Source organism: Bradyrhizobium sp. Arg237L, from assembly GCF_029990105.1.
Classification (GTDB): Bacteria; Pseudomonadota; Alphaproteobacteria; order Rhizobiales; family Xanthobacteraceae; genus Bradyrhizobium.
In genome coordinates, this window is the sequence record NZ_JAQMIL010000023.1 from 15,688 (window position 1) to 42,144 (window position 26,457).

Sequence of the window (26,457 nt, forward strand, 5' to 3'; positions counted from 1 at the left end):
CCCTACGTAGCCCGGATGGAGCGAAGCGCAATCCGGGGAAAGCCCGTGGGCGGCGAGCGGTCCCGGATTGCGCTTCGCTCCATCCGGGCTACGGATACTACTCCGTGTTCTCGCGGGGACGACCCTGAGAGGGTTCCTCGCCCTCAATCTCTTCAGGCAATTCGACGACGACCCGCCCGCCGGCGAGGTCGACGGTCGGCACCACCGCGTTGGTGAACGGCAGCATCATCGTTGCGCCTTGCGGCGGCGCGATCTCGATGATGTCGCCGGCGCCGAAATTATGGATCGCGAGGACCTTGCCGAGCGGTTGGTCGCCGGTCGTGACAGCGGCGAGGCCGATCAGATCGGCGTGGTAGTATTCGTCATCGTCGGTTTCGGGCAATCGTTCGCGCGGAACGTAGAGCTCGATGCCGTTCAAACGCTCGGCCTCTTCGCGCGTGGATACGCCCTTGAACGTCGCGACCAGATGGTCCTTGGCCTCGCGGACATGCGCGACCTCGAACTGGCGCGCGCCGTCCTTGGTGAACAGCGGGCCGTAATCCTTCACGGCCAGCGGGTCTTCGGTGAAGGTCCAAAGCTTAACGGCGCCGCGCACGCCATGCGCAGCGCCGATCCGAGCGACGCAAACCGGTGCGGGCACCGTCATGCGCCTGAAAGCTTACGCCTTCGCGGCGGCTTCGGCCTGGGCCTTGCGCTCCTTGCGCGGCACCGCCTTTTCCGGGTTGTTGCGCGGCGCGCGCTTCACGACGCCGGCCGCATCGAGGAAGCGGGTCACGCGGTCCGACGGCTGCGCGCCCTTGGCGAGCCAGGCCTTCACCTTGTCCATGTCGAGCTTCAGCCGCGCCTCGCTGTCCTTCGGCAGCAGCGGATTGAAATGGCCGAGCCGCTCGATGAAGCGGCCGTCGCGCGGAAAGCGCGAGTCGGCGACGACGACGTGATAGACCGGACGCTTCTTGGTGCCGGCGCGCGCAAGACGGATAACGACTGACATTTGGTTCTCCTGATAAGTGGTTTGATTTGGATGTTGATGAATTAGCCCGTTATTCCGGGGCGCGAAGCGAGCCCGGAATCCATCCGGCCACGGATGCAAGCGGTGAAATGGATTCCGGGCTCGCCGCTGCGCGGCGCCCCGGAATGACGAATGGAGAGAGGAGCGAGCTTCCTCATTTCTTCTTCCCCGGCGGGCCGCCGAGGCCCGGCAGTGTCGGCTTGCCGCTGAGGCCGGTGAGCCCCGGCAGATTGGGCAGGCCCTGGCGCAGGCCGACGGGAAGGTCTTTCGGCAGGTTTGGCAGGCCGCCACCGGGCGCGCCCTGCATCTTCTCGGCCAACGCCTTCATCTCTTCCGGCGAAGGCGGCTTCATGCCGCCGCCAAAGCCCATCGCCTGCGCGATGCCGGCGAGCGGGCCGCGCTTGCCCGAACCCATGGCCTTCATCATGTCGGACATGTTCCGATGCATCTTCAAGAGCTTGTTGACCTGCTCGACGTTCTGGCCGGCGCCGGCGGCGATGCGCTTCTTGCGGCTCGCTTTCAGGATGTCCGGGGTCTTGCGCTCCTGCCGCGTCATCGAATCGATGATCGCGACCTGGCGCTTCAGGATCTTGTCGTCGATCCCGGCGGCGGCGATCTGGTTCTTCATCTTGGCGACGCCGGGCATCATGCCCATCAGGCCGCTGATGCCGCCCATGTTCGCCATCTGCGTGAGCTGCTCGCGCATGTCGTTGAGATCGAACTGGCCCTTGCGCATCCGCTCGGCGGTGCGTGCGGCCTTTTCGGCGTCGATATTGGCCGCGGCACGCTCGACTAGCGACACTACGTCGCCCATGCCGAGGATGCGGCCGGCGATGCGGCTCGGATGGAAGTCCTCCAGCGCGTCGGTCTTCTCGCCGGTGCCGATCAGCTTGATCGGCTTGCCGGTGACCGCGCGCATCGACAGCGCGGCGCCGCCGCGGCCGTCACCATCGACGCGGGTCAGCACGATGCCGGTCAGCCCGACACGCTGGTCGAACGAGCGCGCGAGGTTGACCGCGTCCTGGCCGGTCAGGGAGTCCGCGACCAGCAGCACTTCATGCGGATTGGCGACGGCTTTGATCTCGGCCGCTTCCGTCATCATCTCTTCGTCGAGCGTGGTGCGGCCGGCGGTGTCGAGCAGCACGACGTCATAGCCGCCGAGCTTGCCCGCCTCGATCGCGCGCCGCGCGATCTGCGGCGGCTTCTGGCCGGCGACGATCGGCAGCGTCGGGATGTCGAGATCGCGGCCGAGCACGGCCAATTGCTCCATCGCCGCCGGACGATAGACGTCGAGCGAAGCCATCAGCACCTTGCGCTTGTCGCGCTGGACCATGCGGCGGGCGAGTTTCGCGGTGGTCGTGGTCTTACCGGAACCCTGCAGGCCGACCATCATGATCGGAACCGGCGGCACCGAGTTGAGGTCGATGGTCTGGCCGTCGGAGCCGAGGGTCGCGACCAGTTCGTCGTGGACGATCTTGACCACCATCTGGCCTGGGGTGACCGACTTGACGACGGTGGCGCCGACCGCCTGCTCGCGCACGCGCTCGATGAAACTCCTGACAACCTCGAGCGCGACGTCGGCCTCGAGCAGCGCGCGGCGCACTTCGCGCATCGCGGCGTCGACATCCTTTTCGGTGAGCGCACCGCGCCCCGTCAGCCGATCAAGGATGCCACCAAGCTTTTCCGACAGATTGTCGAACAATGCCGTTGTCCTTTGTTGCGCCCGCAGGCACCTCAGTCACTTGCCGTCATACCCCGCGAAAGCGGGGTATCCAGTACGCCGGGACATCGCATCAAACAGACGCCGCCGGTTACTGGATCACCCGCTTTCGCGGGTGATGACAACCTGGGTGTCCCGACGCAGAACGCCAAGATGATGTTCCAAAGCCGGTCTTCCAAACACTTTCGCGCCCGAGGGCGCACAGCGCTGTCGGGCGTTGGCCTCCGGTCTCGAGGGCCGGTCGGCGGGTCGAAAAGAACGATCTTTCCGAGAAAGTGGCGGCGTTAAACCCCCGCGGGCGCCGAAAGTCAAGGAAAAGTCGGGTGAGGTGATCCGAATTGAACCCATAACGACATGAAAATACTTATGTTTCGATTATGGGTTCCGATTTGCGCGCTCGGTGCCATATAAATTCCAACGCCCCACTACCCGTGATACAGCCCCGTGCCCATCACCCGCCGCCGCATCTTTGCACTGTTCGCCGGCGCCGCCGCCGTGATCGGCGTGCCGTCGGTTTGGATGACCCGCATGAAGACCTATGACGGCCCCGTCTCCGATCATTTCGATGGTTTGCGCTTCTTCGATCCGGACGGCGCGCCGCCGAAGTCGCTCGGCGAGGTGCTGCGCTGGCAATTTGGCGGCGAACGGAAGCGCGTGGACTGGCCCGACTGGGTGCCCAGTCCCCACGCCGATACGCCGCCGCCGCGGGTCGAGGGCGACAAGGTGCGGCTGTCCTTTGTCGGCCATGCGAGCTGGCTGATCCAGGTCGCTGGCCTCAACATATTGGTCGACCCGGTGTGGTCGATGCGCGCCTCGCCGTTCTCCTGGGCGGGACCGAAGCGGCACAACGATCCCGGCATCGCCTTCGAGGCGTTGCCCGAGATCGATGTCGTGCTGGTGTCGCACGGTCATTACGACCATCTCGACGTCGCGACGCTCTCGAAGCTCGCCGCCAAATTCTCGCCACGCGTGATTACGCCGCTCGGCAACGATGTCGCCATGCGCGAGGCGGATCGCGCGATCAAAGCCGAAGCGTTCGATTGGCAGGATCGTGTCGAACTCGGCAACGGCCTCGCCGTGACGCTGGTGCCGACGCGGCACTGGTCGGCGCGTGGGCTGCTCGACCGCAACAAGGCGCTATGGGCGAGTTTCGTGCTGGAGACGCCGGTCGGCAAACTCTACATCGTCTGCGATTCCGGCTATGGCGACGGCGGGCATTTTCGTCGTGTCGCCGAAGCGCACGGCCCGCTGCGGCTCGCGATCCTGCCGATCGGCGCCTATGAGCCGCGCTGGTTCATGCGCGACCAGCACATGAACCCGGCCGATGCGGTAAAGGCGCTGGCCGATTGCGGCGCCGCGCAGGCGCTGGCGCATCACCACGGCACGTTCCAGCTCACCGATGAAGGCATCGATGCACCGGCGATCGCGCTCGGTGAGGCGCTGGACCAGGCGGAAGTGCCCCGGAACAAATTCGCGGTGCTGAAGCCGGGGCAGGTGTTTGAGATCTGACGACGGCTACTGCTTCGGCTTGATCGCCCAGGACACGTTCACCGAGACCGCCAGCGTCTCCTCGCCCGGCGCAACGGGAGCTGCTGCCGCCATTGGCGCGGCCATCTTGCCGCGGAAGAGGGGCGTCGGCGGCCCGCCTTCCGAAATGCTGAGCGCATCGCCGAGCGTTACGCCGGCCGCCTTGGCGTAGATTTCCGCCTTGCGGCGCGCGTCGGCGATGGCCTTTTCGCGTGCGTCGTCGAGCAGTTTTGAGGCCTGCGAAACCAGGAATCCGATCCCGCCGATCTCATTGGCGCCGGCGCCGACCAGGACATCGATCAGGCCCGCGATCTTGGCGATGTCGCGCACCTTGATGATCACACGATTGGTGGCGCGATAGCCGGAAATCGTTGCCGGCCCCGGTCGGCTTTGAGCCGACGGATATTGCGGCTGCAGCGACAATCGCGAGGTCTGGTAGTCCTTCTCATCGATGCCGGCGCCTTTCAGCGCCAGCAGCACCTTGCCCATTGCGGCGTTGTTGATGTCGGACGCCTCGCGCGCGGTCTTGGCTTCCGAGGTCACGCCGGCGTCGATCTCGGCCTGGTCGGGCGCGGCCGAGATCGTGGCTTCGCCGTTGACGGAAATGGCAGGGGGCGGGACCGTCTGCGCCAGGGCAGGCGATGCCGCCAGCGCCAGCGCCGCGAGGGCAACGAGCTGTTTCATTCGCTTCACTTCACTTCAGGGGTACGTAGACGTTGATCACCAGCTTGTCTTCCGCCGTCTTCAGCGGATCGGTGGTGTATTCTTCTATAAAGGTGTCTTTTGCCTCCAGTTTCTTGTCGTCGAGGTGGTTGGTGATCGCCTCGTAGGTGTTGTCCATGTTGTCGTAGGAGCCGCGGTGGACGAACTTCAGGGCCTTGCCGTCGGGCGAGTTGCCCATGCTCATGTTCTTGCCGAGGTTCTTCACCTCCTGGTCGACAGGGATTTCCGCGACGAAGGTGAAGCCGGTGTCATCGGTCGAGGTATAGACGATCATCGAATTGCCCGTCGGCTTGATGTTCTGCTTGTCAAGCTCCGCCGTCAGCGCCTTCAGCGAGTCGATCAGGGCGTCGAAGGCCGAATCCCAGTTGGCGTTGCCCTTCATCATGACAACCTTCTTCGGCTCCAGCGTGAACTCCTCACCGAAGGGGTCGGCGGTCTGCACCGGCGCGGAGGCGGGCGGCGTCGGGCTCTGGGCGGCTGACGGAGTGTCGGCCGGTGATTTGGTCTCGGCCGGCGGCGGCGCGGGAGAGGGGGTTGGTGCCGGCGGCACCGGCGAGGCCGAAGGCGCCGGCGAAGGCGAGGCGGCTGGAGCCGGCGCTTGCGCCAGCGCCGCGCTGCCCCAGGCAATGGCGACTACCGGGACCAGCGCGACCAAGGTGCCGCGGAAACCATTGAATCGAATCATCTTGATCTTCTCCATCCCATCCCGAGCGGACGCCTTTTCGTCCCGGCTGACGTCCGCATGGCGCGATAGTCCTAACACGCAAGTTCCGCTTTCGTCCCATGACACTTGTGCCATGGGCGGCCGCGGGTGCGGAATGAATAGCGTCGTTTCGCGACATCATTCCGCTGCATCTTTCTGTCCGAGCGGGATCTTTTTCGGAAAATCGCTGTCGCTTTGCGCGAGCGCCGCCTCCCGGGTCTGGATCATGCTCTGGCCAATTCGGCTTCATTCGCCATATAAGGCAGGCATAAATTGGGAAATTCCATGAGCGCGCTCGCCAACCACGCATTCGCCAAGATGAACGGCATCGGCAACGAGATCGTCGTGGTCGACATGCGCGATTCGAAGGCGGCGGTGGCGCCGGACGACGCCCGCGCGGTGGCAGCCCCAGCCGGCGTGCCCTACGACCAGCTCATGGTGCTGCAGCCGCCGCGGCTGCAGGGGACGGAAGCCTTTATCAGGATCTACAACAATGACGGCTCGGAAGCCGGCGCCTGCGGCAACGGCATGCGCTGCGTGGTGCGCCGTGTGTTCGAGAAGACCGGGCAGACGGCAGCTACCTTCGAGACCCGGGCCGGGCTGCTCAATTGCTGGCAGGGCCCTGCGCCCGATCTCTACACCGTGGACATGGGCCCGCCGAAATTCGGCTGGCAGGATATTCCGCTGGCCGAGGAGTTTCGCGACACCCGCTATATCGAATTGCAGATCGGCCCGATCGATGCGCCGATCCTGCATTCGCCCTCGGTCGTCAGCATGGGCAATCCGCACGCGATCTTCTGGGTCGAAGACGTCAACGCCTATGACCTTTCCCGCTTCGGGCCGCTTCTGGAAAACCATCCAATCTTCCCGGAGCGTGCCAACATCACGCTCGCCCATATCGTCGATCCCGATCACATCACGATCCGGACCTGGGAGCGCGGGGCGGGCCTGACCAAGGCCTGCGGCTCGGCGGCCTGTGCGACCGCGGTGGCAGCGGCGCGGCTGAAGCGCGCCAATCGCGCCGTCGAGATCACGCTGCCCGGCGGCAAGCTCATGATCGAATGGCGCGAGCGCGACGACCACGTGCTGATGACGGGGACGGCGAGCTTCGAATATGAGGGCCGCTTCGATCCGGCGCTGTTCGCCAGCGCCAGCGTCACCTGAGATGACCATCGACGTCGTCACCTTCGGCTGCCGCCTGAATGCGTTCGAATCGGAGCTGATCCGGCACGAGGCGGAGAACGCCGGCCTGGCCGACACGATCGTCATCAATAGCTGCGCGGTCACCAACGAGGCGGTGGCGCAGGCGCGGCAGTCGATCCGCCGGTTGAAGCGTGAGCACCCCGAAGCGCGCATCGTCGTCACCGGCTGCGCAGCGCAGACCCAAGCGCAGATGTTCGCCGAGATGGCCGAGGTCGATCGCGTCATCGGCAATGATGAGAAGACGCGAACCACAGCTTGGCGCGATGCGCGCGCCGCATTCGCCGCAGGCCTTGGCGTCGCGGCGAGCGAGAAGATGGCGGTCGCCGACATCATGGCGGTCAAGGAGATGGCGCCGCATCTGCTAGAAGGTTTTCAGAAGGGCCTGCCGCGGGTGTTCGTGCAGGTGCAGAACGGCTGCGATCATCGCTGCACCTTCTGCATCATCCCGTTCGGCCGCGGCAATTCGCGTTCGGTGCCGATGGGCGCGGTGGTCGATCAGGTCCGCGCGCTGGTCGAACGCGGCCATGTCGAGATCGTGCTGACCGGCGTTGACCTCACCAGCTATGGCGCCGACCTGCCGGGCATGCCCAAGCTTGGCACATTGACCCGGCAGATCCTGAAGCACGTGCCGGAGTTGAAGCGGCTCCGCATTTCCTCAATCGATTCCATCGAGGCTGACCGCGACCTGCTCGATGTGATCGCGGATGATGCCCGGCTGATGCCGCATCTGCATCTGTCACTGCAGTCCGGCGACGATCTGATCCTGAAGCGGATGAAGCGGCGGCATTCGCGGCGGGACGCGATCGAGTTCTGCGCGCAGGTGCGGCGACTACGGCCAGACATGGCGTTCGGCGCCGACATCATCGCGGGCTTCCCGACCGAGACCGAAGAGATGTTTGCACGCTCGCTAGCTTTGGTCGAGGAGTGCGATCTGACCTTTTTACACGTGTTTCCCTATTCCAAGCGTCCGGGCACGCCGGCGGCGCGGATGCCGCAGGTGGCTGGTGGTGAGATCAAGGAGCGTGCGCGACGACTGCGCGCCGTGGGGGACGCGGCGTTACGCAAGCGGCTCGCGGCCGAAATCGGCACGACGCGTCAGGTCCTGATCGAAAGCGACAAACAGGGCCGCACGGAGCACTTCCTGCCGGTCGCGATCAGCGGCGAAACACCGGGCGCGGTGCAGACGCTTGCGATCGCCGGTGATGATGGGGCCCGGCTGCTGGTTTAACCCCCGCTGTCATCGCCCGGCTCGACCGGGCGATCCAGTATGCGCCGGCCTCTCGGTGCTAGCGCGACCGTCTCTGGAATACTGGATCATCCGCCTTCGCGGATGATGACGGTGGCGTGTGCGGTGGCTACTCCCCATTCCACCCGCACGCCCGTAGCCGCTCATGCATGTGCTCGGGCGCCGGCGCCGTCACGCGCACCGGGTCCTTGTTCTTCGAGATCGGAATCATGAGTTCGCGCGAGTGCAGATGCAGGCGCGGTTCGCCGAAGCGCGGGCCGTTGCCGTAGATGTTGTCGCCGACGATCGGCCAGCCCATGGCGGACGCGTGCACGCGCAATTGATGGGTGCGGCCGGTGACCGGTTCCATCGCAACCCAGGCGAGACCGTTGCCGCGGCCGAGTATTTTCCAGTTCGTCACGGCCTTTTGACCTTCCGGGTCCGGCTTCTGCCACCAGCCGCGTTCGGCGTTCTTGCGGCCGAGCGGCAGATCGATCGTGCCTTGCTCTTCGGCAGGCCCGCCTTCGACCACGGCCCAATATGTCTTTGATATCTTGCCGTGCTTGAACAGTAGGCCGAGCGAGGCGGTCGCCTTGCGGTGCCGCCCAAGGACGAGGCAGCCCGAGGTGTCCCGGTCCAGCCGATGGGCGAGCACCGGCGGTCGCGGCAGGCCGAAACGCAGCGCGTCGAACGAGGCTTCCAGATTGGGGCCGCCTTTTGGGCCGCGATGCACCGGAATCCCCGCCGGTTTGTCGATCACCAGCATCAGGCCGTCGCGATGGAGCACGCGGGCCTCGATTTCCGCCGGCGTCAATTGTGGAACATCGTTCACGCGTCGAGACTTTCGTTTGCGGGGCGAAACGGCTAACACACCCTTGCCATGAACGATACCACTGCACCCAAACTGAGCTGGTGGAAGCGGCTCTCCAACGGGCTGAAGCGGACCTCGAGTTCGATCGGCGCTGCCGTTGCCGGCCTCGTCACCAAGCGCAAGCTCGACCGCGCCATGCTCGATGATATCGAGGATGTGCTGCTGCGCGCCGATCTCGGGACCGACGTCGCGGTGCGCATCACGGAAGCCGTCGGCACCGGTCGCTACGACAAGGAGATCTCGGCCGACGAGGTCAAGGCCGTGGTCGCGACTGAGGTCGAGAAGGTGCTGGCGCCGGTTGCCCAGCCGCTCGAGATCGATGCGGCGAAAAAGCCGTTCGTCATCCTCGTGGTCGGGGTCAATGGCTCCGGCAAGACCACAACCATCGGCAAGCTCGCGGCCAAGCTTTCAGCGGAAGGCCGCAAGGTGATGCTGGCCGCCGGCGACACCTTCCGTGCCGCCGCGATCGAGCAGCTCAAGATCTGGGGCGAACGGACGAAATCGCCCGTCGTCGCGGGCGCGCAGGGCTCGGATTCCGCAAGCCTCGCCTTCAATGCGTTGAGCGCGGCCAAGGAGCAGAAGCTCGACGTGCTGCTGATCGATACCGCCGGCCGGCTGCAGAACAAATCCGAATTGATGAACGAGCTCGAAAAGGTCGTGCGCGTGATCCGGAAGGTCGATGCCACGGCGCCGCATGCGGTGCTCCTGGTGCTTGACGCCACGGTGGGACAAAATGCGCTGTCGCAGGTCGAGGCCTTTCACCGTACTGCTGGCGTCACCGGCCTCGTGATGACGAAGCTCGATGGCACCGCACGAGGCGGCATTCTGGTGGCGCTGTCGGAGAAGCACAAATTGCCGGTGCATTTCATCGGCGTCGGCGAAGGCGTCGATGATCTTGCCCCCTTCACCGCGCGCGATTTCGCCAGGGCGATCGCAGGGATCGAGTAGTAATGGACAAGAAAGCACCGCATCCTCTGTTCAAGCTCGCGACCGAGCTTGGTCCGCTGCTCATCTTCTTCTTTGTCAATGCCAAGTCGAACCTGTTCGTGGCCACCGGCGTATTCATGGTGGCCGTGGTGGTCGCGATCATTGCGGCCTACGTGGTGACGCGGCACCTGCCGCTGATGGCGATCGTCACGGCCGTGGTGGTCCTCGTGTTCGGCACGCTGACGCTGATCCTGCACGACGAGACCTTCATCAAGATGAAGCCGACCATCGTCTACACGCTGTTCGCCGCGATCCTCGGCGGCGGCCTGCTGTTCGGCCGTTCCTTCATAGCGATCATGTTCGACCAGATGTTCAACCTCACCCCGCACGGCTGGCGCATCCTCACCTTCCGCTGGGCTTTGTGGTTCCTGGCGATGGCCGTGGTGAACGAGATCGTCTGGCGCACCCAGAGCACCGATTTCTGGGTCACCTTCAAGGTGTTCGGCATGGTGCCGCTGACGATGCTGTTTGCCGTCACCCAGATGCCGCTGATCAAGCGCTATCAGCTCGAGCCGGTCTCGCTGGAGCGGAGCGAGGCGGAGGCAGGGGACGTCAGCAAGGGATAATCTCTCCGCCCGTCATTCCGGGGCACGCGTAGCGTGAGCCCGGAATCCATTTTGTCACTTGCGCTAGCGGGCCAATGGATTCCGGGCTCGTGCTCCGCACGCCCCGGAATGACGGAGGGAAACTACGTCCCGGCCTTGAGCGCCTTCTCGATCTCGACCTTGAGCACGCTGTCGAAATTCTGCGGCGTCACCGGTCCGACCATCTTATAGACGATGGTGCCTTCGCGGCCGACGATGAAGGTCTCGGGCACGCCGTAGACGCCCCATTCGATCGAGGCGCGGCCGTTGGCGTCGACGCCGACGATGCTGAAGGGATTGCCGTAGCGGCCGAGGAAGCGGCGGGCGTTGTCGGGTGCATCTTTGTAGTTGATGCCGACGAGCTGCAGTCGGTTGTCCTTGGCGAGCTCGGTCAGGAGCGGCGCTTCGTCATGACATGGCACGCACCAGGACGCCCAGACGTTGACGAGGCTGACCTTGCCCTTGAAGGCGGCGGGATCGAGCCCGGGCACCTGCGTGCCATCCCTGACCAATCCCTCGAGCGCGGGCAGCGCGGTCTGCGGCGCCGGCCGGCCGATCAGCGCCGATGGAATCCTCGAGGGATCGCCGCCATAGAGCCGGAGCAAGAACAGCGCCGCAAGGGCGGCAAAGACCACCAGCGGCAGCGCCACCAGCCAGCGCCGGCTCCGCGGCGCGGTTTCGGCAAGGGGCTCGCTCATGAGATCATGATCCGATTGGATGGAATCGGATTCATGACCCCATCTCTTTGCTTGAGCATCTGTTCGGAAAACCGGTTTCCACTTTTCCGGATCATGCTCTAGATCTCCGCTGCGCCGCGCCCGGAGCGCCTGACGATGCCGCTGGCCTCGAGTTCGCGCAGCCGCGCCGTCTGCTGGCGATAGTCGAGCGTGATCCAGACGATCAGCAGCACCACCACGGCCGCCACCAGCCCGTAGGATGTCGCGATGAAGGAGGCGTAGGGGCCGAGCGCTGCCATCATCACGCTGCCTTTTGATTGGCCTGCATCATCTGCAGGCTGCGCACCCTGCGGCGCAGGATTTCGTTCCGCATCGCCGCTAAGTGCAGCGTGATGAACAGCAGCGAGAATGCGATCGCCATCACCAGCAGCGGAATCAGGAAGGCATTGTCCAGCGTCGGCCCTCCCATCCGGATCACGGATGCCGGCTGGTGCAGCGTGTTCCACCAGTCGACGGAGAATTTGATGATCGGGATGTTGATCGCGCCGACCAGCGTGAGCACGGCGGCGGCGCGCGCCGCGCGCGAGGGATCCTCCACCGCGCGCCACAGCGCGATCAGGCCGAGATACATCAGGAACAGGATCAGCACGGAGGTAAGCCGCGCGTCCCATTCCCAATAGGTGCCCCACATCGGCCGGCCCCATAGCGAGCCGGTGACGAGGGCGAGGAAGGTGAAGGCGGCGCCGATCGGGGCCGCGGCCTTGGCCGCGACGTCGGCGAGCGGATGTCGCCATACCAGCGTGCCGAGCGAGGCGATGCTCATGATGCCCCAGACGAACATCGACAGCCACGCGTTCGGCACGTGGATGAACATGATCTTGACCGTCGCGCCCTGCTGGTAGTCGTCCGGCGCCATCGCGGACTGGTAGAGCCCGATCAGGAGCAGGATCACGGTTGCGCCGGCAAGCCACGGCAGCACCCGCGCGGTCAGCGCGAGGAATTTCGTGGGGTTGGCGAGGTCGATCAGGCTCATGGCTTTCTCTGATAGTCGCGGCCGGCGTCGCAGGCAATTGGCCCAAAACCTCTCGTGAAGAGTTGATTGACCTCAATCCAGCCCATGCCGCAGGCTGGCGGCTGCGGCAAAAGGCCCGACCACGAAACTCACCAGCGACAGCGCGCACAGGATCGAGAACGGGGTTCCAAACGACAGCGGGCCCGTTATCGCGGCTTGCGAGGCTGCGACACCGAAAATCAGCACGGGAATCGATAATGGCAGCACCAGCACGGCCAAGAGCAGCCCGCCGCGGTGCAACGTGACGGCGAGCGCCGCCCCGATCATGCCGGTAAAGGTGAGCGCGGGGGTTCCCGCCAGCAGCGTCAGCGCCACCGCCAACGTCGCGGTGCCATCGAGATTGAGCAACAGCCCGAGCGCGGGCGTCGCTACGATCAGCGGCAGTCCGGCGGCAAGCCAATGCGCCAGCGCCTTTGCCGCGCAGGCTAGTTCCAGCGGCGTCCGGCTCATGACAATGAGATCGAGCGAGCCGTCCTCGTGGTCGGCCGTGAACAGCCGATCGAGGGTCAAAAGGCTCGCGAGCAGCGCGCCGAGCCAGAGGATCGCGGGCCCCAGCCGCGAAAGCAGCGCCAGGTCCGGCCCGACCGCGAACGGCATCAGCACGGTGACGGTGAGGAAGAACAACACGCCGATCAGCGCGCCACCACCGACGCGCAGCGCAATCCGGATGTCGCGCCGAATCAGTGCCCGGAGCGCGGTCATGACTTGGCCCCCATGCGCAATTCCCTGACGTCGATGCCGAGCGGGGTATGGGTCGCGGCGATCAAGATGCCGCCGCCTGCCAGATGATCGCGCATCAAATTGACGAAGAGGTCCTGGCCTTTGGTGTCGAGCGCGGAGGTCGGTTCGTCCAGCAGCCAGACCGGCCGACGTGCGACCAGTAGCCGCGCGATCGACAGCCGGCGGCGCTGGCCGGCGGAGAGATAGGCGGCGGGCAGATGCGTGGCATGATCGAGGCCGACGGAGGCGAGGCATCGGCCGGCGTCATCAGATTCGCCGCCGAGAAAATCCCGCCAGAAGGAAAGATTTTCGAGCACGCTCAGCGCCGGCTTCAGCGCGTCGCGATGGCCGAGATAGTGGGCCTGCTCGGCCACCGTCAGTTCAGCCTCGCCGCCGTCGAACGTGATCGCGCCGTCCGACGGCATCAAGAGGCCGGCGATCACGCGCAACAGCGAGGTCTTGCCCGAGCCGTTAGGGCCGGTGATGGCGAGTGCTTCGCCCGATGACGCCGCAAAGCCTAATCCCGAAAACACTTCGCGGCCGCCCCGCACGCATCGCAAGTTGTGTCCCGAGAGCCGCATCATCCCCTCGCAGCCCTCTAGATCTGGCCGAGCATAATCTGCGCGCAAACGCTTCGCGTTTGTCGCGGGGAAAACCGGTCCCCACTTTTTCGGATCATGCTCAAAGAAATCTTTCGCTAGCCGTTGAGAATTTTTGGGTGGCGCAAGGCTGTGGCGCGCTCGTCGGTGTGGCGGCGCTTCTAGAAAGATTCTATAAGCCCCGGAACTTGATGCAGCACACCATCGGCCTCCGCAAGCGGGAAGCCGACCTCGCCGCCGCCGGTATAAAAATACCCTTGCCGGGTATAACGGAATAAGTGGGATTTCCTCGCATGACATCGCTCGACAGCTTCAAATGCCGCAAGACCCTGAAGGTCGGTGGCAAGACCTACGTCTATTACAGCCTGCCTACGGCAGAGAAGAACGGTCTGAAGGGCATTTCGAAGCTGCCATACTCGATGAAGGTGCTGCTTGAAAACCTTCTGCGCAACGAGGACGGCCGCACCGTCAAGAAGGAAGACATTGTCGCGGTCAGCAAATGGCTGAGGAAGCGCAAGCTCGAGCATGAAATTGCGTTCCGCCCCGCGCGCGTGCTGATGCAGGATTTCACGGGCGTTCCCGCCGTGGTCGATCTCGCGGCGATGCGCAATGCGATGCAGAATCTCGGCGGCGATGCGGAGAAGATCAACCCGCTGGTGCCGGTCGACCTCGTCATCGACCACTCCGTGATCGTCAACTTCTTCGGCGACAACAAGGCTTTCGCCAAGAACGTGGTCGAGGAATACAAGCAGAATCAGGAGCGCTACGAGTTCCTGAAATGGGGCCAGAAGGCGTTCTCGAACTTCTCGGTGGTGCCGCCCGGCACCGGCATCTGCCACCAGGTCAATCTCGAATATCTGGCCCAGACGGTCTGGACCAAGAAGGAGAAGATGACGGTCGGCAAGAAGACCGGCACCTTCGAAGTCGCCTATCCTGATTCGCTGGTCGGAACTGATTCGCACACCACCATGGTCAACGGCCTTGCCGTGCTCGGCTGGGGCGTCGGCGGCATCGAGGCGGAAGCCTGCATGCTCGGCCAGCCCTTGTCGATGCTGCTGCCCGAAGTGGTCGGCTTCAAGCTCAAGGGCCAGCTCAAGGAGGGTGTCACCGCGACCGACCTGGTGCTGACCGTGACGCAGATGCTGCGCAAGCAAGGCGTGGTCGGCAAGTTCGTCGAGTTCTTTGGGCCCGGCCTCGATTATCTTTCGGTCGCGGACAAGGCGACGATCGGCAACATGGCGCCGGAATATGGCGCGACCTGCGGCTTCTTCCCGGTGGACGCCGCGACCATCGATTATCTGAAGACCTCCGGCCGCAAGGCGGACCGCGTCGCGCTGGTCTCAGCCTACGCCAAGGCGCAGGGACTGTTCCGCACGGCGAAATCGACTGATCCGAAGTTCACGGAAACCTTGACGCTCGATCTCAAGGACGTCGTGCCGTCGATGGCCGGCCCGAAGCGTCCCGAGGGCCGCATCGCCCTGCCGACGGTTGCCTCCGGTTTCGCGACCGCACTCGCCAGCGAATACAAGAAGGCCGATGATGCGGCGAAGCGCTACCCGGTCGAAGATCGCAAATTCGATCTCGGCCATGGCGACGTCGTGATCGCCGCGATCACCTCCTGCACCAACACCTCCAATCCCAGCGTCCTGATCGGCGCCGGCCTGCTGGCGCGCAATGCGGTCGCCAAGGGGCTGAAGGCGAAGCCCTGGGTGAAAACCTCGCTCGCCCCGGGCAGCCAGGTTGTGGCGGAATATCTCGCCAATTCCGGCCTGCAGGCCGATCTCGACAAGGTCGGCTTCAACCTGGTCGGCTTCGGCTGCACCACCTGCATCGGCAATTCCGGCCCGCTGCCGGAAGAGATTTCGAAGTCGATCAACGACAATGGCATCGTTGCTGCTGCCGTGTTGTCGGGCAACCGCAACTTCGAGGGCCGCGTCAGCCCCGACGTGCAGGCGAATTATCTCGCCTCGCCGCCGCTGGTCGTGGCGCACGCGCTGGCTGGCACCGTGACCAAGGATCTCGCGGTCGAGCCGATCGGCGAGGGCAAGGACGGCAAGCCGGTCTACCTGAAGGACATTTGGCCGACCGCGAAGGAAATCAACGCCTTCATGAAGAAGTTCGTCACCGCGTCGATCTTCAAGAAGAAATACGCCGACGTGTTCAAGGGCGACACCAACTGGCGCAAGATCAAGACGGTCGAGAGCGAGACCTATCGCTGGAACATGAGCTCGACCTATGTGCAAAACCCGCCTTATTTCGAGGGCATGAAGAAGGAGCCCGAGCCGATCACCGACATCGTCGAGGCGCGGATCCTCGCCATGTTCGGCGACAAGATCACGACCGACCACATCTCGCCGGCCGGTTCGATCAAGCTGACTTCGCCCGCCGGTAAATTCTTGAGCGAGCATCAGGTGCGGCCCGCCGACTTCAACCAGTACGGCACGCGGCGCGGCAACCATGAGGTCATGATGCGCGGCACCTTTGCCAATATCCGCATCAAGAACTTCATGCTCAAGGGCGCCGACGGCAACATTCCGGAAGGCGGAAATACCAAGCACTGGCCCGACGGCGAGCAGATGTCGATCTACGATGCCGCGATGAAGTACCAGGCGGAAGGCGTGCCGCTCGTTGTGTTCGCCGGCGCCGAGTACGGCAACGGCTCCTCGCGCGACTGGGCTGCCAAGGGCACCCGCCTGCTCGGTGTTCGCGCAGTGATCTGCCAGAGCTTTGAGCGCATCCATCGCTCCAACCTGGTCGGCATGGGTGTGCTGCCACTCACCTTCGAGCCGGGCACGTCGTGGCAGTCGCTGGGCATCAAGGGCGACGAGAAGGTCACGATTCGTGGCTTGCAGGGCGATTTGAAGCCGCGTCAGATGCTGACGGCGGACGTCACCTCCAGCGATGGCTCGGTGCAGCATGTCCCGCTGCTTTGTCGCATCGATACGCTCGATGAGCTCGATTACTATCGCAACGGCGGCATCCTGCACTATGTGCTGCGCAAGCTCGCGGCCTAACGCGGATTTGTGATCGGTGCCTCACTGCTACGTGAATGGCTAGGAAAATGCGGGCGGCCTATGAAAAAGGCCGCTTTCGCACGTCAGGGGCATACACACTCTTCAGGGTCGTCGCTCATGCCCCGTACAAGTACGGATGGAAATCATCACGATCGGTTCTCACCATGACAGCGATGATGGCCTATAATCGTCTTTCGCTTTGGTCCGGTGCGCTCAGTGTTTGCGCCATTATCGCGATCATCCGACCTGCTCACGCCGATCCGCGTGCGGTCGTCGAGCTCTTCACCTCGCAAGGTTGTTCGTCCTGTCCGCCCGCCGACAAGATCATCGGCGAACTCGCCAAGGACCCTGATGTCATCGCGCTCAGCATGCCGATCGACTACTGGGATTATCTAGGGTGGAAGGACACGCTGGCCGATTCGCGCTTCAGTGCGCGCCAGAAAGCCTATTCGCATGTGCGCGGCGACCGCGACGTCTACACGCCGCAAGTTATCGTTAACGGCTCAGCGAAGGTGATCGGCAGCGATCGCGTCGGCATCGAGACTGCGATCAAGGATACCGCGACTGAGGGCGTGATGTCGGTGCCGGTGACGATGTCGCTGTCCGGCAAGCAGATCAATGTCTCGGTAGCGGCGAGCAACGGGCCGCGCGTCAAGCATGGCGAAGTCTGGATCTGCTCGATCTCCAAGGCGGTGCCGATCTCGATCGGGCGCGGCGAGAATCGCGGCCAAGAGATCACCTACCACAACGTGGTGCGCAATCTCCTGAAGGTCGGCGACTGGAATGGCAGCGCGGGAAGCTGGACCGTGCCGATCGAGAACATCACGCGTGAAGGTGTGGATGCCGCCGTTGTCTATGTCCAGGACGGCAATCGCGACAAGCCCGGCCCGATGCTCGGCGCGGCCATGACGCCGCTGCGGTAAGGCCTAGGATCAAACCCCACCACACTTTGTCATTCCGGCGCACGCATCGCGCGAACCCGGAATCTCGCGCATCACTTCCAGATTCCAGGTTCACGCTGGCGCGCGCCCCGGAATGACGTATCGCGAGGGAACCCCAAAAAAGAAAAGGACCAACTCTCGTTGGCCCAGTCAAAAGGGAGTTAACTCCCCTGCGAACAGGCCCGGCTCCGACGGCCCCGGGGGGCTGGGGGCTGAGGAATCCGGAACCGAAAGAACCGGGCCAACGCAGGATTTCCTTGTCGCAGGGTAGCGGGGCGGGCGATGGGCGGAAGTGGGGCAGCAATATGATTCTTTCTAACGATACTGTGACCCCTGGAAAATTTTCCCATATGTCGCGCGGCCGGCTGCGAACCCTTGCGGCGCTGGCCGGTTAGCGCAATCATGTCAGCCGGATGACAGGAGGCGCTTGATGATATTGATATCGGAGGACACCGATCCAAGCGGGCTTCGCGCGGCGGCGCGGCCCGCCGCCACCAGCCCGCTACAGAACCGCGTCACGTTCAATCGCCTCGAACTCAATCGGATCCTCAATCTCTATGGCCGCATGGTCGCCGATGGCGAGTGGCGCGATTACGCCATCGACTTCCTGAAGGAGCGCGCCGTATTCTCGGTGTTCCGCCGCTCCTCCGAAGTCCCGATCTATCGAATCGAGAAGGACCCGCGGCTCGCCCGCAAGCAGGGCATGTACAGCGTGATCTCGGCGACCGGCCTGATCCTGCGCCGCGGCCATGAACTGGAGCGCGTGCTGCTCGTGATCGACCGCAAGCTGGCGGTCGTTTAAGGCCGCCGCGTCCGTCATTCCGGGGCGCGAAGCGAACCCGGAATCTCGTGCGGCAAATTGAGCTCTCACCAACCTCTGGATTCCGGGTTCGCGCTTACGCGCGGCCCGGAATGACGGAGAGCTAACGCTGTCCCGGATCCTCTGAGGGCACCGTGGTCGCGCCGTCGCCGAGCGCGCGCTGCATCATCACCGTGTCGAGCCAGCGGCCGAACTTGAGGCCAACGCCCGGGTGGGTTCCGATCAGCGTGAAGCCGGTCTTGAGGTGAACGCCGATCGAGCCGGCGTTGGCGGAGTCCCCGATCACCGCGATCATCTGCCGGTAGCCGCGCGCCTCGCATTCGCTGATCAGCCGCTGCAGCAGTTGCAGGCCGACGCCGCGGCGGTGGATCGAGGGATCCAGATAGATCGAATTCTCCACCGTGAAGCGATAGGCCGGACGCGGGCGGTAGGCGGCGGCATAGGCATAGCCGACCACGCGTCCGTCAAGGACGGCGATGAAATAGGGAAAGCCGCCATCTGTCAGCGCCCTGAAGCGGCGCGTCATCTCCGAAAGGTCCGGCGGGACCAGCTCGAACGTCGCGGTGCCGAAGCGCACGGCGTGCTCGTAAATCGCAGTGACGGAGGGAAGGTCGGCCTCAGTGGCGGGCCTGATCTCGGCGGCGGACATGGCGGCAAGATAGCAGCAGGTTTCCGGGGAGCAACGCTCTCGTTGTCCGTCATGGCCGGGCCATCCACGCCTTTCTCGCCCATGGTCACAAAGGACGTCGATGCCCGGGGACGAGCCCCGGCATGGCGGACTGAGCGCGCAAACGAAAAGCCCCGGCGGTGAGGCCGGGGCTTCGATCGTTGGTTATGCCGGAGGCGCTTAGTCGCGCTGTCCGAGGAGCTGCAGGAGCAGCGTGAACAGGTTGATGAAGTTCAGGTAGAGCGAGAGTGCGCCGGTGATCGCCGCACGCTCGGCAATCGCGCCACCCTGCGAGGCGTAGCCGTAGATGTAGTCGTTCTTCAGCCGCTGCGTATCCCAGGCGGTGAGGCCCGCGAACACCAGCACGCCGACCACCGAAACGATGAACTGCAGCGCCGAGCTCGCCAGGAACAGGTTGACCAAGCTGGCGATGATGATGCCGATCAGGCCCATGAACAGGAACGAGCCCATACCGCTCATGTCACGCTTGGTGGTGTAGCCGTAGAGGCTGAGCGCACCGAAGGTCGCCGCGGTGATGAAGAACACCCGTACGATCGAGGTGTGCGTATACACCAGGAAGATCGACGACAGCGAGAGGCCCATCAGCGCCGAGAACACCCAAAACAGGAGCTGGGCAGTCGCGGGCTGCAGCCTGTTGATGCCGGCCGAGATCACGAACACCATCACCAGCGGCGCGAGGATGAACAGCCACTTCAGCGGGCTGACGAACATCGCGTAGCCGAACTGCGTCAGGTAGGCGCTGCCGAACTTCGCCACGGCTGCGGACGGATCCGCCGTCACCGCCGCCATATAGACGCCGAGCGCGGCGAGGCCCGTGATCGCGAGGCCGATGGACATGTAGTTGTAGATGCGCAGCATGTAGGCGCGCAGACCGGCGTCGACCGTCGCAGTGTCAATGCGACCGGCGGCCCGGCCGAAGGGAGAAGCATAGTTACGGTCTAGGTCCGACATGGTCGAATTCCCGTGGTTGTTCCGGTCGCAAGGGATTTGCGGCGCCGGCGGTAAATTTATCTCAGATAGCGCGGCCTGCGGACATTAAAATCCGTGTCATCAAACCGTCCATCCGACCCAAGCTGTATGTGGGAAACTAACACAACCGCCGCAAGCTTCCACGCGCGGCTGAATGTCGCTCTGGCCCTTATTTCAAGGCAAAACCGGTATTAACCGAGCTCGTTCCCCGCTTCAAATTGTCACAAATTCCGCAACACAGCGGCTGGCTTCTGGTTCAAGGCCAACAGCGTGCCGGCCAGCCCGAGCCCGACCGTGACGATCAGGGCCGCGACCACCACCGCCGCGGCGCTGCCGGCCTCCCAGACGAAACTCAGCGTCATCAGCCGGGTGACGATCAGCCAGGCGGCGATCGAGCCGGCGAACACGCCGAACAGCGCGGTGGCGAAGCCGATCATCAGATATTCGAGCGCATAGGCGCCCAGCAGGCGGGCGCGGGTGGCGCCGAGCGTCTTCAGGATCACCGCGTCATAGACGCGGTGGCGGTGGCCGGCGGCGAGCGCGCCGCCCAGCACCAGGATGGCCGAGATCAGCGTCACCGCGCTGGCGCCGCGGATCGCCAGCACCAGATTGGTGACGACGCTGCCGATGGTCTCCAGCGCCTCGCGGACCCGGACGCTCGTCACCATCGGGAAAGCGTCGGCGACCCGCTTGATGATACGGGCGTCGTCGGAGGGGGACGGATGCGCCTCCGTCAAGGTCGCGACATGGCTGTGCGGGGCGCCCTTGAAGGCGTTCGGCGAAAACACCAGCACGAAATTGATGCCGAGCCCCTGCCAGTCGATGTTGCGGAGATTGGCGATCTTCGCCGAAATGTCGCGGCCGAGCACGTTGACGACGATCTCGTCGCCGATCTTGAGCCTCAGCCCGTCTGCGATCTTCTTCTCCATCGAGACCAGCGGCGGGCCGTGATAGTCGGCGCCCCACCATTCGCCCTCGACGATCTTCGAGCCTTTGGGAACCTCCCCGGTGTAGGTCAGGCCGCGGTCGCTCTGCAGCACCCATTCGGCGTCGACCGATGGCTTCAGCTCGTCCGCCTTGACGCCGCGGGCGGCAACGATGCGCCCGCGCAGCATCGGCACATCCTCGACCGTACCGTCCGGCGTGGTCTGCTTCAGAAAAGCGCTGAACCGGTCGGCCTCGGTGGAGGGAATGTCAATGAAAAAGAACGAGGGGGCGCGGTCGGGCAGGGCGGCGAGGAACTGGCGGCGCAGATTACCGTCGATCTGGGTGATGGTGACGAGCACGGCGAGCCCGAGGCCGAGCGAAAGCACCACCGATGGCGTCAGCGCGCCGGGCCGGTGGATGTTGGCGACCGCCAGCCGCACCATGGTGATGCGGCTACGCGGCAGCCGCCGCGCCAGCGCCATCAGGCCGGCCGCGATCAGACGCAGCAGCACGAAGACTGCGATGGAGGAGGCGACGAACACGGCGGCGATGCGCTTGTCGTAGGAAAGTCCGACCGCAACCGCGATCAATAGCGCGATCACCGCGGCCATCAGCGCCAGATAGCTCCAGCGCGGCCGGTGCCATTCGCTCGCGACCGTATCGCGGAACAGCGCCGCCACCGGCACGTCGTGCACCCGGCCGAGCGGCCACAGCCCGAACGCCAGCGCGGTCAGGAGGCCGTAGACGAACGACAATGCGAGTTCATCGGGATGCAGCGCCGGGATCACCGGCAGCGGCAGCAGCTTCCCGAACACGCCGACGATGACGAAGGGCAGGGCTGCGCCAAGCGCAAGCCCGATCACCGAGCCGATGGTGGCGAGCACGATCACCTGCGTCAGATAGATCGTGAAGACGTCGCGGCCCGTGGCGCCGAGCGCCTTGAAGGACGCGATGACGTCGCGCCGGCGATCAATATGACTTTTGACCGCGTTGGCGACGCCGACGCCGCCGACCAGCAGCGCGGCGAGGCCGACCAGGGTCAGGAACTGGGTGAAGCGATGGATGTTGCGTTCGAGCTGCGGCGAGGCGTTGTCGCGGCTGCGGATCTCCCAACCGGCTTCGGGCAGCGCATTGCGCGCGCTATCGATGAATGTGCCGGTCGCGCGCTCGTCATTGGCATTGGCCGGCAGCTTCACGCGGTAGACCCAACGCACCAGGCTGCCGGGCTGCAGCAACCCGGTTGCACGCAGTCCCGCCTCGCTGACGAGGAAGCGGGGCCCAAGGCCCACGCCGCCGACGAGCTTGTCCGGCTCGGCCTCGATCACGCTGCGGATCTGGAACGTCGCGCCACCGATGGTGACGTCGTCACCGAGCTTCAGGTCAAGCCGCGCCAGCAAGGTCGAATCGACGCCGGCGCCGAACACGCCATTGCGTTCGGCGAAGAGGTCGGGGACCGGCATCTTCGGATTGAGCGTCAGTTCGCCGAGCAGCGGATAGGATCCGTCGACGGCCTTGAGCTCGACCAGCGCCAGCGTGCCCGCCGGATTGCGCGCCATTGCGCGCAGCGTTGCCCCGACTGAGAGGTCGCCATGTGTGCGCAGGAACGCGATTTCGGCCGGCTTGGCCTCGCGCTGCATCAGGGAAAAGCTGACGTCGCCGCCAAGCAGCGTCCGGCCCTCGCGCGTAAGCCCTTCGCTCAGGCTTGCCGCCACTGAGCCGACGCCGGCGATGGCCATCACGCCGAGCGCGATGCAGGCGATGAAGACATAGAAGCCGCGCAGGCCGCCGCGCAACTCGCGCAGCGCATAGCGGAGCGCAAGCGACGGTGCGCGGCTCGTCGTGGCAGCCTCGACAGCAATGCTCATGTTGCGGACTGTCCGTCGATCCGTCCCGAGCGCAGCCGCACCACGCGGTCGCAGCGTTGCGCCAGCGAAGAGTCATGGGTGACGAGCACCAGCGTCATGCCGCGCTCGGCATGTTTGGTGAACAGGAGGTCGACAATCTGCTTGCCCGTTGCCTCATCGAGATTGCCGGTCGGCTCGTCCGCGACCAGGATCGCGGGATCGGGCGCCAGCGCACGCGCGAGCGCGACGCGCTGCTGCTCGCCGCCGGAGAGCTGCGTCGGATAGTGGTGCAGCCGGTGGCCGAGGCCGACCGATGTCAGTTCCGCGGCGGCGCGTTCGGCGGCGTCGGGATTGCCGGCAAGTTCGAGCGGCACCGCGACATTTTCCAGCGCCGTCATGGTGGGGATCAGGTGGAATGACTGAAAGACGATGCCGACCTGGCGCCCGCGGAAACGCGCCAGCGCGTCCTCGTCCAGCGTATTGAACGGCGTGCCGCTGACCACTACCTCGCCGCTGTCAGGACGTTCCAATCCCGCCATCACCATCAACAGCGTCGACTTGCCCGAGCCTGACGGCCCGATCAGTCCGATCGCTTCACCCGATGCCACACGAAGGCTGATATCTTTCAGGATATGAACCCGGGCCGCACCGGTGCCGAGCGAGAGGTTGACGTTCGAAATGGAAATGGTGTCCGGCGCGACGCCGGAGAGCGAAGAGGATTCTATGAGACTGTCCATGGCTCGGTCATATGGCACTTTCGCCGCGCGGGTCGAGGGCCGGATTGCGACCCTCGTGCACATACTTGTGTTGATTGTGACCTTGATGACGGCGGCTACGGCAACTGCACAGGGACAATCGGCCGGGGCGGCCAAGCCAGTCAAGATGGTGGTGCTGGGCGATTCCTTGAGCGCCGGCCTCGGTCTTCCCGCCAATGCCGCGTTCCCCGCGAAGCTGCAAAAAGCCTTGGAAGCCAAGGGGATAAAGGTTGATATGACCAACGCCGGGGTGTCCGGCGACACCGCCTCCGGCGGCCGCGAGCGGCTCGACTGGTCGGTGCCCGAGGGAACCGACGCCGTCATCCTCGAACTCGGCGCCAACGACGGGCTGCGCGGCACCGAACCCGCGGTGACCCGTGCCGCTCTCTCCGACATTCTGGCGCGGCTGAAGGCGCGCGGAGTAGCGGTGCTCATCTGCGGCATGGTTGCGCCGCCCAACTACGGAAGCGACTATGCGGCGCGCTTCAATGCGATCTATCCGGAGCTTTCGAAATCCTTCGGCGTTCCGCTTTACCCGTTCTTTCTTGAGGGTGTCGCGGCCGACGCCAAGCTCAACCAGGCTGACGGCATGCATCCGACGGCCGACGGCATCGACATCATCGTAAGAAATATGCTGCCCACGGTGGAGGCATTTGTTGGCACGATCTCTGGGCAGCGGAGTTGAAAAGCAGGCAGTGGACAAGCCTGGCTTGCGGTTTTTCCGTAGGTTTACGAGCTGTTAATGTCGCATGCTTCGCAGAGTCATATAAGTCGGCTAGAAATAATCACCGGTGATTCGCTGCCGGGCTATTCTCAGCGAGGGCTCTTCGAGCTCACGCTCTGCATCGAGGATCTTGCGATGCCGCGTCTGTTCACTGGACTGGAAATCCCGGCCGAGATTGGCCAGACCCTTTCCGGCTTGCGTGGCGGCCTTCCCGGCGCACGCTGGATCGATCCCGAAAATTACCATGTCACCTTGCGCTTCATCGGCGATATCGACGGCGTCTCCGCCAACGAGATCGCCTCGATGCTGCTGCGGATCAACCGCAAGCCGTTCGAGGTCAAGCTCAAGGGGCTATCGAGCTTCGGCGGACGCAAGCCGCGCGCGGTCGTTGCCTCCGTCGAGCCGAGCAAGCCGCTGATCGACCTGCAGGCCGAGCTTGAGCGGTTGATGCAGCGGATCGGGCTCGATCCGGAAGGGCGGAAATTCACGCCGCATGTCACGCTGGCGCGGCTGCATGACGCTTCGAGCCAGGACGTCGCCGACTATCTCTCGGTGCGCGGCTACTTCCCGAGCCGCACCTTCCTGGCTTCGCGCTTCGTGCTGTTCTCCTCGCGCGCCTCCACCGGCGGCGGACCCTATGTGGTCGAGGATTCCTACGCGCTGAGCGCGTGAACGCCTCCCGCTGAGGTCGGGGCGGCAATGGCGACGTGGGAATGCCCCGGGGGCCAATCACCGGGGCATGACCGCCGTTAGAATTTGTCATAGCCCCGGCCCCATTTGCGGCTTGCAATTTTTCGTCCCATAGGGCCGAAAGGAGGCATGCTCTCCACCTCGCCGAGTTCCTTCCGCGCGCATTATCAGGCTCTCATTGACTCCGGGGCGATCGAAGCCGATCCGGAGCAGGCTCGCGTCGCCGACGCCTTCGGTGCGCTCGAGGACCGCTTGGCAAGCTACAAGCCCTCGCGCAAGCAGGGCCTGTTCGGCCGGCTGTTCGGCGGCGACAAGAACGAGCCGCCGCGCGGGCTGTACGTCCATGGCGAGGTCGGCCGCGGCAAGACCATGCTGATGGACCTGTTCTTCCAGCAGTGTCCGATCGAGCACAAGCGCCGCGCCCATTTTCACGAATTCATGGCGGAAGCGCATGAGCGGATCTACGGCTATCGGCAGCAGATCGCGCGCGGCGAGATCGCCGATGCCGACGTGATCGCGCTCACCGCGCAGGCGATCTTCGATGAAGCCTGGCTGCTCTGCTTCGACGAATTCCACGTCACCGACATCGCGGATGCGATGATCCTGGGGCGGCTGTTCGCGAAACTGTTCGAGCTCGGCACCGTCGTGGTCGCGACCTCCAACGTTGCGCCGGAAGATCTCTACAAAGGCGGCCTCAACCGCGCGCTGTTCCTGCCCTTCATCGCGCAGATCTCCGAGCATATGGACGTGCTGCGGCTCGATGCGCGCACCGATTTCCGTTTGGAAAAACTTGCCGGCGGGAAGATGTGGCTGGTGCCGGCCGATGAGGAGGCGGAGGCCGCGCTGAATACGGCTTGGGCCAGGATGACCGGCAATGCGCCCTGCAAGCCGCGCGATATTCCGATCAAGGGGCGCATCCTGCAGGTGCCCTGCTCGTCGCATGGCGTGGCGCGTTTCAGTTTTGCCGAGATTTGCCAAAAGCCGCTGGCGGCCTCCGACTATCTGAGGCTCGCGCACGATTATCACACCATTCTGATCGACCGGATCCCGGTGATGGATCTGACCGATCGGAATGCCGCCAAGCGCTTCATCTCGCTGATTGATACGCTCTATGACAATGCCGTGAAACTGATGGCCTCTGCCCAGGCGAACCCGGTGTCGCTTTACCTCGCGACCGAAGGTGTTGAGGCCAACGAATTCAAGCGCACGTCCTCGCGCCTGATCGAAATGAGCTCGGCCTCCTATCTGGCGCTTCCGCACGGGAAGCGAAAGGATTCCACGGCCAGCGGCTCGAGCACGGGGCTGGTGGAGACTTAAGTGCCACACGCAGTCATTCCGGGGCGCGCGCCAGCGCGAACCCGGAATCTGGAGATCGTGGTGCGAGATTCCGGGTTCATCGCTGCGCGATGCCCCGGAATGACGGACGTGCTGGTATGCCTCTGATCAGGATGTGCAGCCGGCCCGA

Annotated in this window: 26 protein-coding genes; 11 read left to right on the forward strand and 15 right to left on the reverse strand. The window is 64.4% G+C overall.

Features of this window, described 5'->3' with window-relative positions; genetic code table 11:
* Positions 1-97: 97 nt before the first annotated feature.
* The 3 genes from rimM to ffh all read right to left on the reverse strand — a co-directional run bounded on the left by rimM (position 98) and on the right by ffh (position 2,711).
* Positions 98-640 carry a ribosome maturation factor RimM gene (gene rimM, locus OZ411_RS16135; RefSeq protein WP_282528769.1) on the reverse strand — a complete coding sequence of 181 codons (543 nt, stop codon included), beginning with the start codon at positions 638-640 and terminating at the stop codon, positions 98-100.
* Between the two features lie 18 nt (positions 641-658).
* Positions 659-991 carry a 30S ribosomal protein S16 gene (rpsP, locus tag OZ411_RS16140; protein WP_130229090.1) on the reverse strand — a complete coding sequence of 111 codons (333 nt, stop codon included), beginning with the start codon at positions 989-991 and terminating at the stop codon, positions 659-661.
* 172 nt (positions 992-1,163) lie between these two features.
* Complete coding sequence (ffh, locus tag OZ411_RS16145) at positions 1,164-2,711, reverse strand: signal recognition particle protein (protein WP_130581203.1); 1,548 nt, start codon at positions 2,709-2,711, stop codon at positions 1,164-1,166.
* 462 nt (positions 2,712-3,173) lie between these two features.
* On the opposite strand from ffh, the gene OZ411_RS16150 reads away from it, so the two are divergent.
* Positions 3,174-4,238: an MBL fold metallo-hydrolase gene (locus tag OZ411_RS16150; protein ID WP_282528770.1), complete on the forward strand. Its 1,065-nt coding sequence runs from the start codon at positions 3,174-3,176 to the stop codon at positions 4,236-4,238.
* Positions 4,239-4,244: 6 nt separating this feature from the next.
* Here the strand turns inward: OZ411_RS16150 and OZ411_RS16155 are convergent, their stop codons facing one another.
* Together OZ411_RS16155 and OZ411_RS16160 are read right to left on the reverse strand one after the other, a co-directional pair.
* Positions 4,245-4,940 carry an SIMPL domain-containing protein gene (locus tag OZ411_RS16155; protein WP_130581202.1) on the reverse strand — a complete coding sequence of 232 codons (696 nt, stop codon included), beginning with the start codon at positions 4,938-4,940 and terminating at the stop codon, positions 4,245-4,247.
* Positions 4,941-4,950: 10 nt separating this feature from the next.
* Positions 4,951-5,664 carry a GyrI-like domain-containing protein gene (locus OZ411_RS16160; protein ID WP_282528771.1) on the reverse strand — a complete coding sequence of 238 codons (714 nt, stop codon included), beginning with the start codon at positions 5,662-5,664 and terminating at the stop codon, positions 4,951-4,953.
* Between the two features lie 303 nt (positions 5,665-5,967).
* Between OZ411_RS16160 and dapF the strand changes: the two genes are divergently transcribed.
* Together dapF and mtaB are read left to right on the forward strand one after the other, a co-directional pair.
* Entirely contained in the window at positions 5,968-6,846 is an 879-nt protein-coding gene (gene dapF / locus OZ411_RS16165; RefSeq protein WP_282528772.1) for a diaminopimelate epimerase, read from the forward strand.
* Position 6,847: 1 nt separating this feature from the next.
* A complete protein-coding gene (mtaB, locus tag OZ411_RS16170; RefSeq protein ID WP_282528773.1) occupies positions 6,848-8,113 on the forward strand; it encodes a tRNA (N(6)-L-threonylcarbamoyladenosine(37)-C(2))-methylthiotransferase MtaB in 1,266 nt (421 codons plus the stop codon).
* A gap of 127 nt (positions 8,114-8,240) precedes the next feature.
* Here the strand turns inward: mtaB and OZ411_RS16175 are convergent, their stop codons facing one another.
* A complete protein-coding gene (locus OZ411_RS16175; RefSeq protein ID WP_165421190.1) occupies positions 8,241-8,942 on the reverse strand; it encodes an RNA pseudouridine synthase in 702 nt (233 codons plus the stop codon).
* Positions 8,943-8,990: 48 nt separating this feature from the next.
* Here OZ411_RS16175 and ftsY point away from each other — a divergent pair, with 48 nt between their 5' ends.
* Together ftsY and OZ411_RS16185 are read left to right on the forward strand one after the other, a co-directional pair.
* Positions 8,991-9,929: a signal recognition particle-docking protein FtsY gene (gene ftsY / locus OZ411_RS16180; protein ID WP_130579835.1), complete on the forward strand. Its 939-nt coding sequence runs from the start codon at positions 8,991-8,993 to the stop codon at positions 9,927-9,929.
* A gap of 2 nt (positions 9,930-9,931) precedes the next feature.
* Positions 9,932-10,534, forward strand: a complete 603-nt coding sequence (locus tag OZ411_RS16185) for a septation protein A (protein WP_130579834.1) — start codon at positions 9,932-9,934, stop codon at positions 10,532-10,534.
* A gap of 122 nt (positions 10,535-10,656) precedes the next feature.
* Here the strand turns inward: OZ411_RS16185 and OZ411_RS16190 are convergent, their stop codons facing one another.
* From OZ411_RS16190 to ccmA, 5 genes are all read right to left on the reverse strand, one after another.
* Positions 10,657-11,250 carry a DsbE family thiol:disulfide interchange protein gene (locus OZ411_RS16190; RefSeq protein WP_130579833.1) on the reverse strand — a complete coding sequence of 198 codons (594 nt, stop codon included), beginning with the start codon at positions 11,248-11,250 and terminating at the stop codon, positions 10,657-10,659.
* A gap of 98 nt (positions 11,251-11,348) precedes the next feature.
* A complete protein-coding gene (ccmD, locus tag OZ411_RS16195; protein ID WP_130579841.1) occupies positions 11,349-11,531 on the reverse strand; it encodes a heme exporter protein CcmD in 183 nt (60 codons plus the stop codon).
* Positions 11,531-12,262, reverse strand: a complete 732-nt coding sequence (locus tag OZ411_RS16200) for a heme ABC transporter permease (RefSeq protein WP_282528774.1) — start codon at positions 12,260-12,262, stop codon at positions 11,531-11,533. The genes ccmD and OZ411_RS16200 overlap by 1 nt, the downstream gene beginning before the upstream one ends.
* Positions 12,263-12,334: 72 nt before the next feature.
* Positions 12,335-13,003: a heme exporter protein CcmB gene (ccmB, locus tag OZ411_RS16205; protein WP_282528775.1), complete on the reverse strand. Its 669-nt coding sequence runs from the start codon at positions 13,001-13,003 to the stop codon at positions 12,335-12,337.
* Entirely contained in the window at positions 13,000-13,602 is a 603-nt protein-coding gene (ccmA, locus tag OZ411_RS16210; protein ID WP_282528776.1) for a heme ABC exporter ATP-binding protein CcmA, read from the reverse strand. The genes ccmB and ccmA overlap by 4 nt, the downstream gene beginning before the upstream one ends.
* Before the next feature lie 311 nt (positions 13,603-13,913).
* Here ccmA and acnA point away from each other — a divergent pair, with 311 nt between their 5' ends.
* From acnA to OZ411_RS16225, 3 genes are all read left to right on the forward strand, one after another.
* Positions 13,914-16,634, forward strand: coding sequence for an aconitate hydratase AcnA (gene acnA, locus OZ411_RS16215; protein WP_282528777.1), 2,721 nt, complete (start codon positions 13,914-13,916; stop codon positions 16,632-16,634).
* A gap of 164 nt (positions 16,635-16,798) precedes the next feature.
* The gene (locus OZ411_RS16220; protein ID WP_130579829.1) at positions 16,799-17,557 is read left to right on the forward strand and encodes a DUF1223 domain-containing protein; all 759 of its coding nucleotides are present in this window, start codon (positions 16,799-16,801) and stop codon (positions 17,555-17,557) included.
* 448 nt (positions 17,558-18,005) lie between these two features.
* Positions 18,006-18,377 (forward strand): DUF2794 domain-containing protein, encoded by a 372-nt coding sequence (locus tag OZ411_RS16225; protein ID WP_130579828.1) that lies wholly within the window; start codon positions 18,006-18,008, stop codon positions 18,375-18,377.
* A 121-nt stretch (positions 18,378-18,498) separates the two neighbouring features.
* Here the strand turns inward: OZ411_RS16225 and OZ411_RS16230 are convergent, their stop codons facing one another.
* From OZ411_RS16230 to OZ411_RS16245, 4 genes are all read right to left on the reverse strand, one after another.
* Positions 18,499-19,044 carry a GNAT family N-acetyltransferase gene (locus OZ411_RS16230; RefSeq protein WP_282528778.1) on the reverse strand — a complete coding sequence of 182 codons (546 nt, stop codon included), beginning with the start codon at positions 19,042-19,044 and terminating at the stop codon, positions 18,499-18,501.
* Positions 19,045-19,242: 198 nt separating this feature from the next.
* The gene (locus OZ411_RS16235) at positions 19,243-20,034 is read right to left on the reverse strand and encodes a Bax inhibitor-1/YccA family protein (RefSeq protein ID WP_130579827.1); all 792 of its coding nucleotides are present in this window, start codon (positions 20,032-20,034) and stop codon (positions 19,243-19,245) included.
* Positions 20,035-20,273: 239 nt separating this feature from the next.
* Complete coding sequence (locus tag OZ411_RS16240) at positions 20,274-22,844, reverse strand: ABC transporter permease (protein ID WP_282528779.1); 2,571 nt, start codon at positions 22,842-22,844, stop codon at positions 20,274-20,276.
* Positions 22,841-23,560 (reverse strand): ABC transporter ATP-binding protein, encoded by a 720-nt coding sequence (locus OZ411_RS16245; RefSeq protein ID WP_130579825.1) that lies wholly within the window; start codon positions 23,558-23,560, stop codon positions 22,841-22,843. Before OZ411_RS16245 ends, OZ411_RS16240 begins: the two co-directional genes overlap by 4 nt.
* A gap of 55 nt (positions 23,561-23,615) precedes the next feature.
* Here OZ411_RS16245 and OZ411_RS16250 point away from each other — a divergent pair, with 55 nt between their 5' ends.
* From OZ411_RS16250 to zapE, 3 genes are all read left to right on the forward strand, one after another.
* Positions 23,616-24,263: an arylesterase gene (locus OZ411_RS16250; protein ID WP_282528821.1), complete on the forward strand. Its 648-nt coding sequence runs from the start codon at positions 23,616-23,618 to the stop codon at positions 24,261-24,263.
* Between the two features lie 174 nt (positions 24,264-24,437).
* On the forward strand, positions 24,438-24,974 hold the full coding sequence (gene thpR, locus OZ411_RS16255; protein ID WP_130579824.1) for an RNA 2',3'-cyclic phosphodiesterase: 537 nt from the start codon (positions 24,438-24,440) through the stop codon (positions 24,972-24,974).
* Positions 24,975-25,121: 147 nt separating this feature from the next.
* Complete coding sequence (gene zapE, locus OZ411_RS16260; RefSeq protein WP_282528780.1) at positions 25,122-26,309, forward strand: cell division protein ZapE; 1,188 nt, start codon at positions 25,122-25,124, stop codon at positions 26,307-26,309.
* The last annotated feature ends 148 nt before the right edge of the window (positions 26,310-26,457 follow it).

Coding starts and splice junctions, on each gene's coding strand:
- OZ411_RS16245 (WP_130579825.1), bottom strand. CDS start 23,560: ATGGACAGTCTCATAGAATCCTCTTCGCTCTCCGGCGTCGCGCCGGAC.
- rpsP (WP_130229090.1), bottom strand. CDS start 991: ATGTCAGTCGTTATCCGTCTTGCGCGCGCCGGCACCAAGAAGCGTCCG.
- OZ411_RS16235 (WP_130579827.1), bottom strand. CDS start 20,034: ATGTCGGACCTAGACCGTAACTATGCTTCTCCCTTCGGCCGGGCCGCC.
- OZ411_RS16185 (WP_130579834.1), top strand. CDS start 9,932: ATGGACAAGAAAGCACCGCATCCTCTGTTCAAGCTCGCGACCGAGCTT.
- zapE (WP_282528780.1), top strand. CDS start 25,122: ATGCTCTCCACCTCGCCGAGTTCCTTCCGCGCGCATTATCAGGCTCTC.
- OZ411_RS16220 (WP_130579829.1), top strand. CDS start 16,799: ATGACAGCGATGATGGCCTATAATCGTCTTTCGCTTTGGTCCGGTGCG.
- OZ411_RS16190 (WP_130579833.1), bottom strand. CDS start 11,250: ATGAGCGAGCCCCTTGCCGAAACCGCGCCGCGGAGCCGGCGCTGGCTG.
- ftsY (WP_130579835.1), top strand. CDS start 8,991: ATGAACGATACCACTGCACCCAAACTGAGCTGGTGGAAGCGGCTCTCC.
- OZ411_RS16240 (WP_282528779.1), bottom strand. CDS start 22,844: ATGAGCATTGCTGTCGAGGCTGCCACGACGAGCCGCGCACCGTCGCTT.
- mtaB (WP_282528773.1), top strand. CDS start 6,848: ATGACCATCGACGTCGTCACCTTCGGCTGCCGCCTGAATGCGTTCGAA.
- dapF (WP_282528772.1), top strand. CDS start 5,968: ATGAGCGCGCTCGCCAACCACGCATTCGCCAAGATGAACGGCATCGGC.
- ccmB (WP_282528775.1), bottom strand. CDS start 13,003: ATGACCGCGCTCCGGGCACTGATTCGGCGCGACATCCGGATTGCGCTG.
- ccmA (WP_282528776.1), bottom strand. CDS start 13,602: ATGCGGCTCTCGGGACACAACTTGCGATGCGTGCGGGGCGGCCGCGAA.
- OZ411_RS16200 (WP_282528774.1), bottom strand. CDS start 12,262: ATGAGCCTGATCGACCTCGCCAACCCCACGAAATTCCTCGCGCTGACC.
- OZ411_RS16160 (WP_282528771.1), bottom strand. CDS start 5,664: ATGATTCGATTCAATGGTTTCCGCGGCACCTTGGTCGCGCTGGTCCCG.
- OZ411_RS16230 (WP_282528778.1), bottom strand. CDS start 19,044: ATGTCCGCCGCCGAGATCAGGCCCGCCACTGAGGCCGACCTTCCCTCC.
- OZ411_RS16225 (WP_130579828.1), top strand. CDS start 18,006: ATGATATTGATATCGGAGGACACCGATCCAAGCGGGCTTCGCGCGGCG.
- acnA (WP_282528777.1), top strand. CDS start 13,914: ATGACATCGCTCGACAGCTTCAAATGCCGCAAGACCCTGAAGGTCGGT.
- thpR (WP_130579824.1), top strand. CDS start 24,438: ATGCCGCGTCTGTTCACTGGACTGGAAATCCCGGCCGAGATTGGCCAG.
- ccmD (WP_130579841.1), bottom strand. CDS start 11,531: ATGATGGCAGCGCTCGGCCCCTACGCCTCCTTCATCGCGACATCCTAC.
- OZ411_RS16155 (WP_130581202.1), bottom strand. CDS start 4,940: ATGAAACAGCTCGTTGCCCTCGCGGCGCTGGCGCTGGCGGCATCGCCT.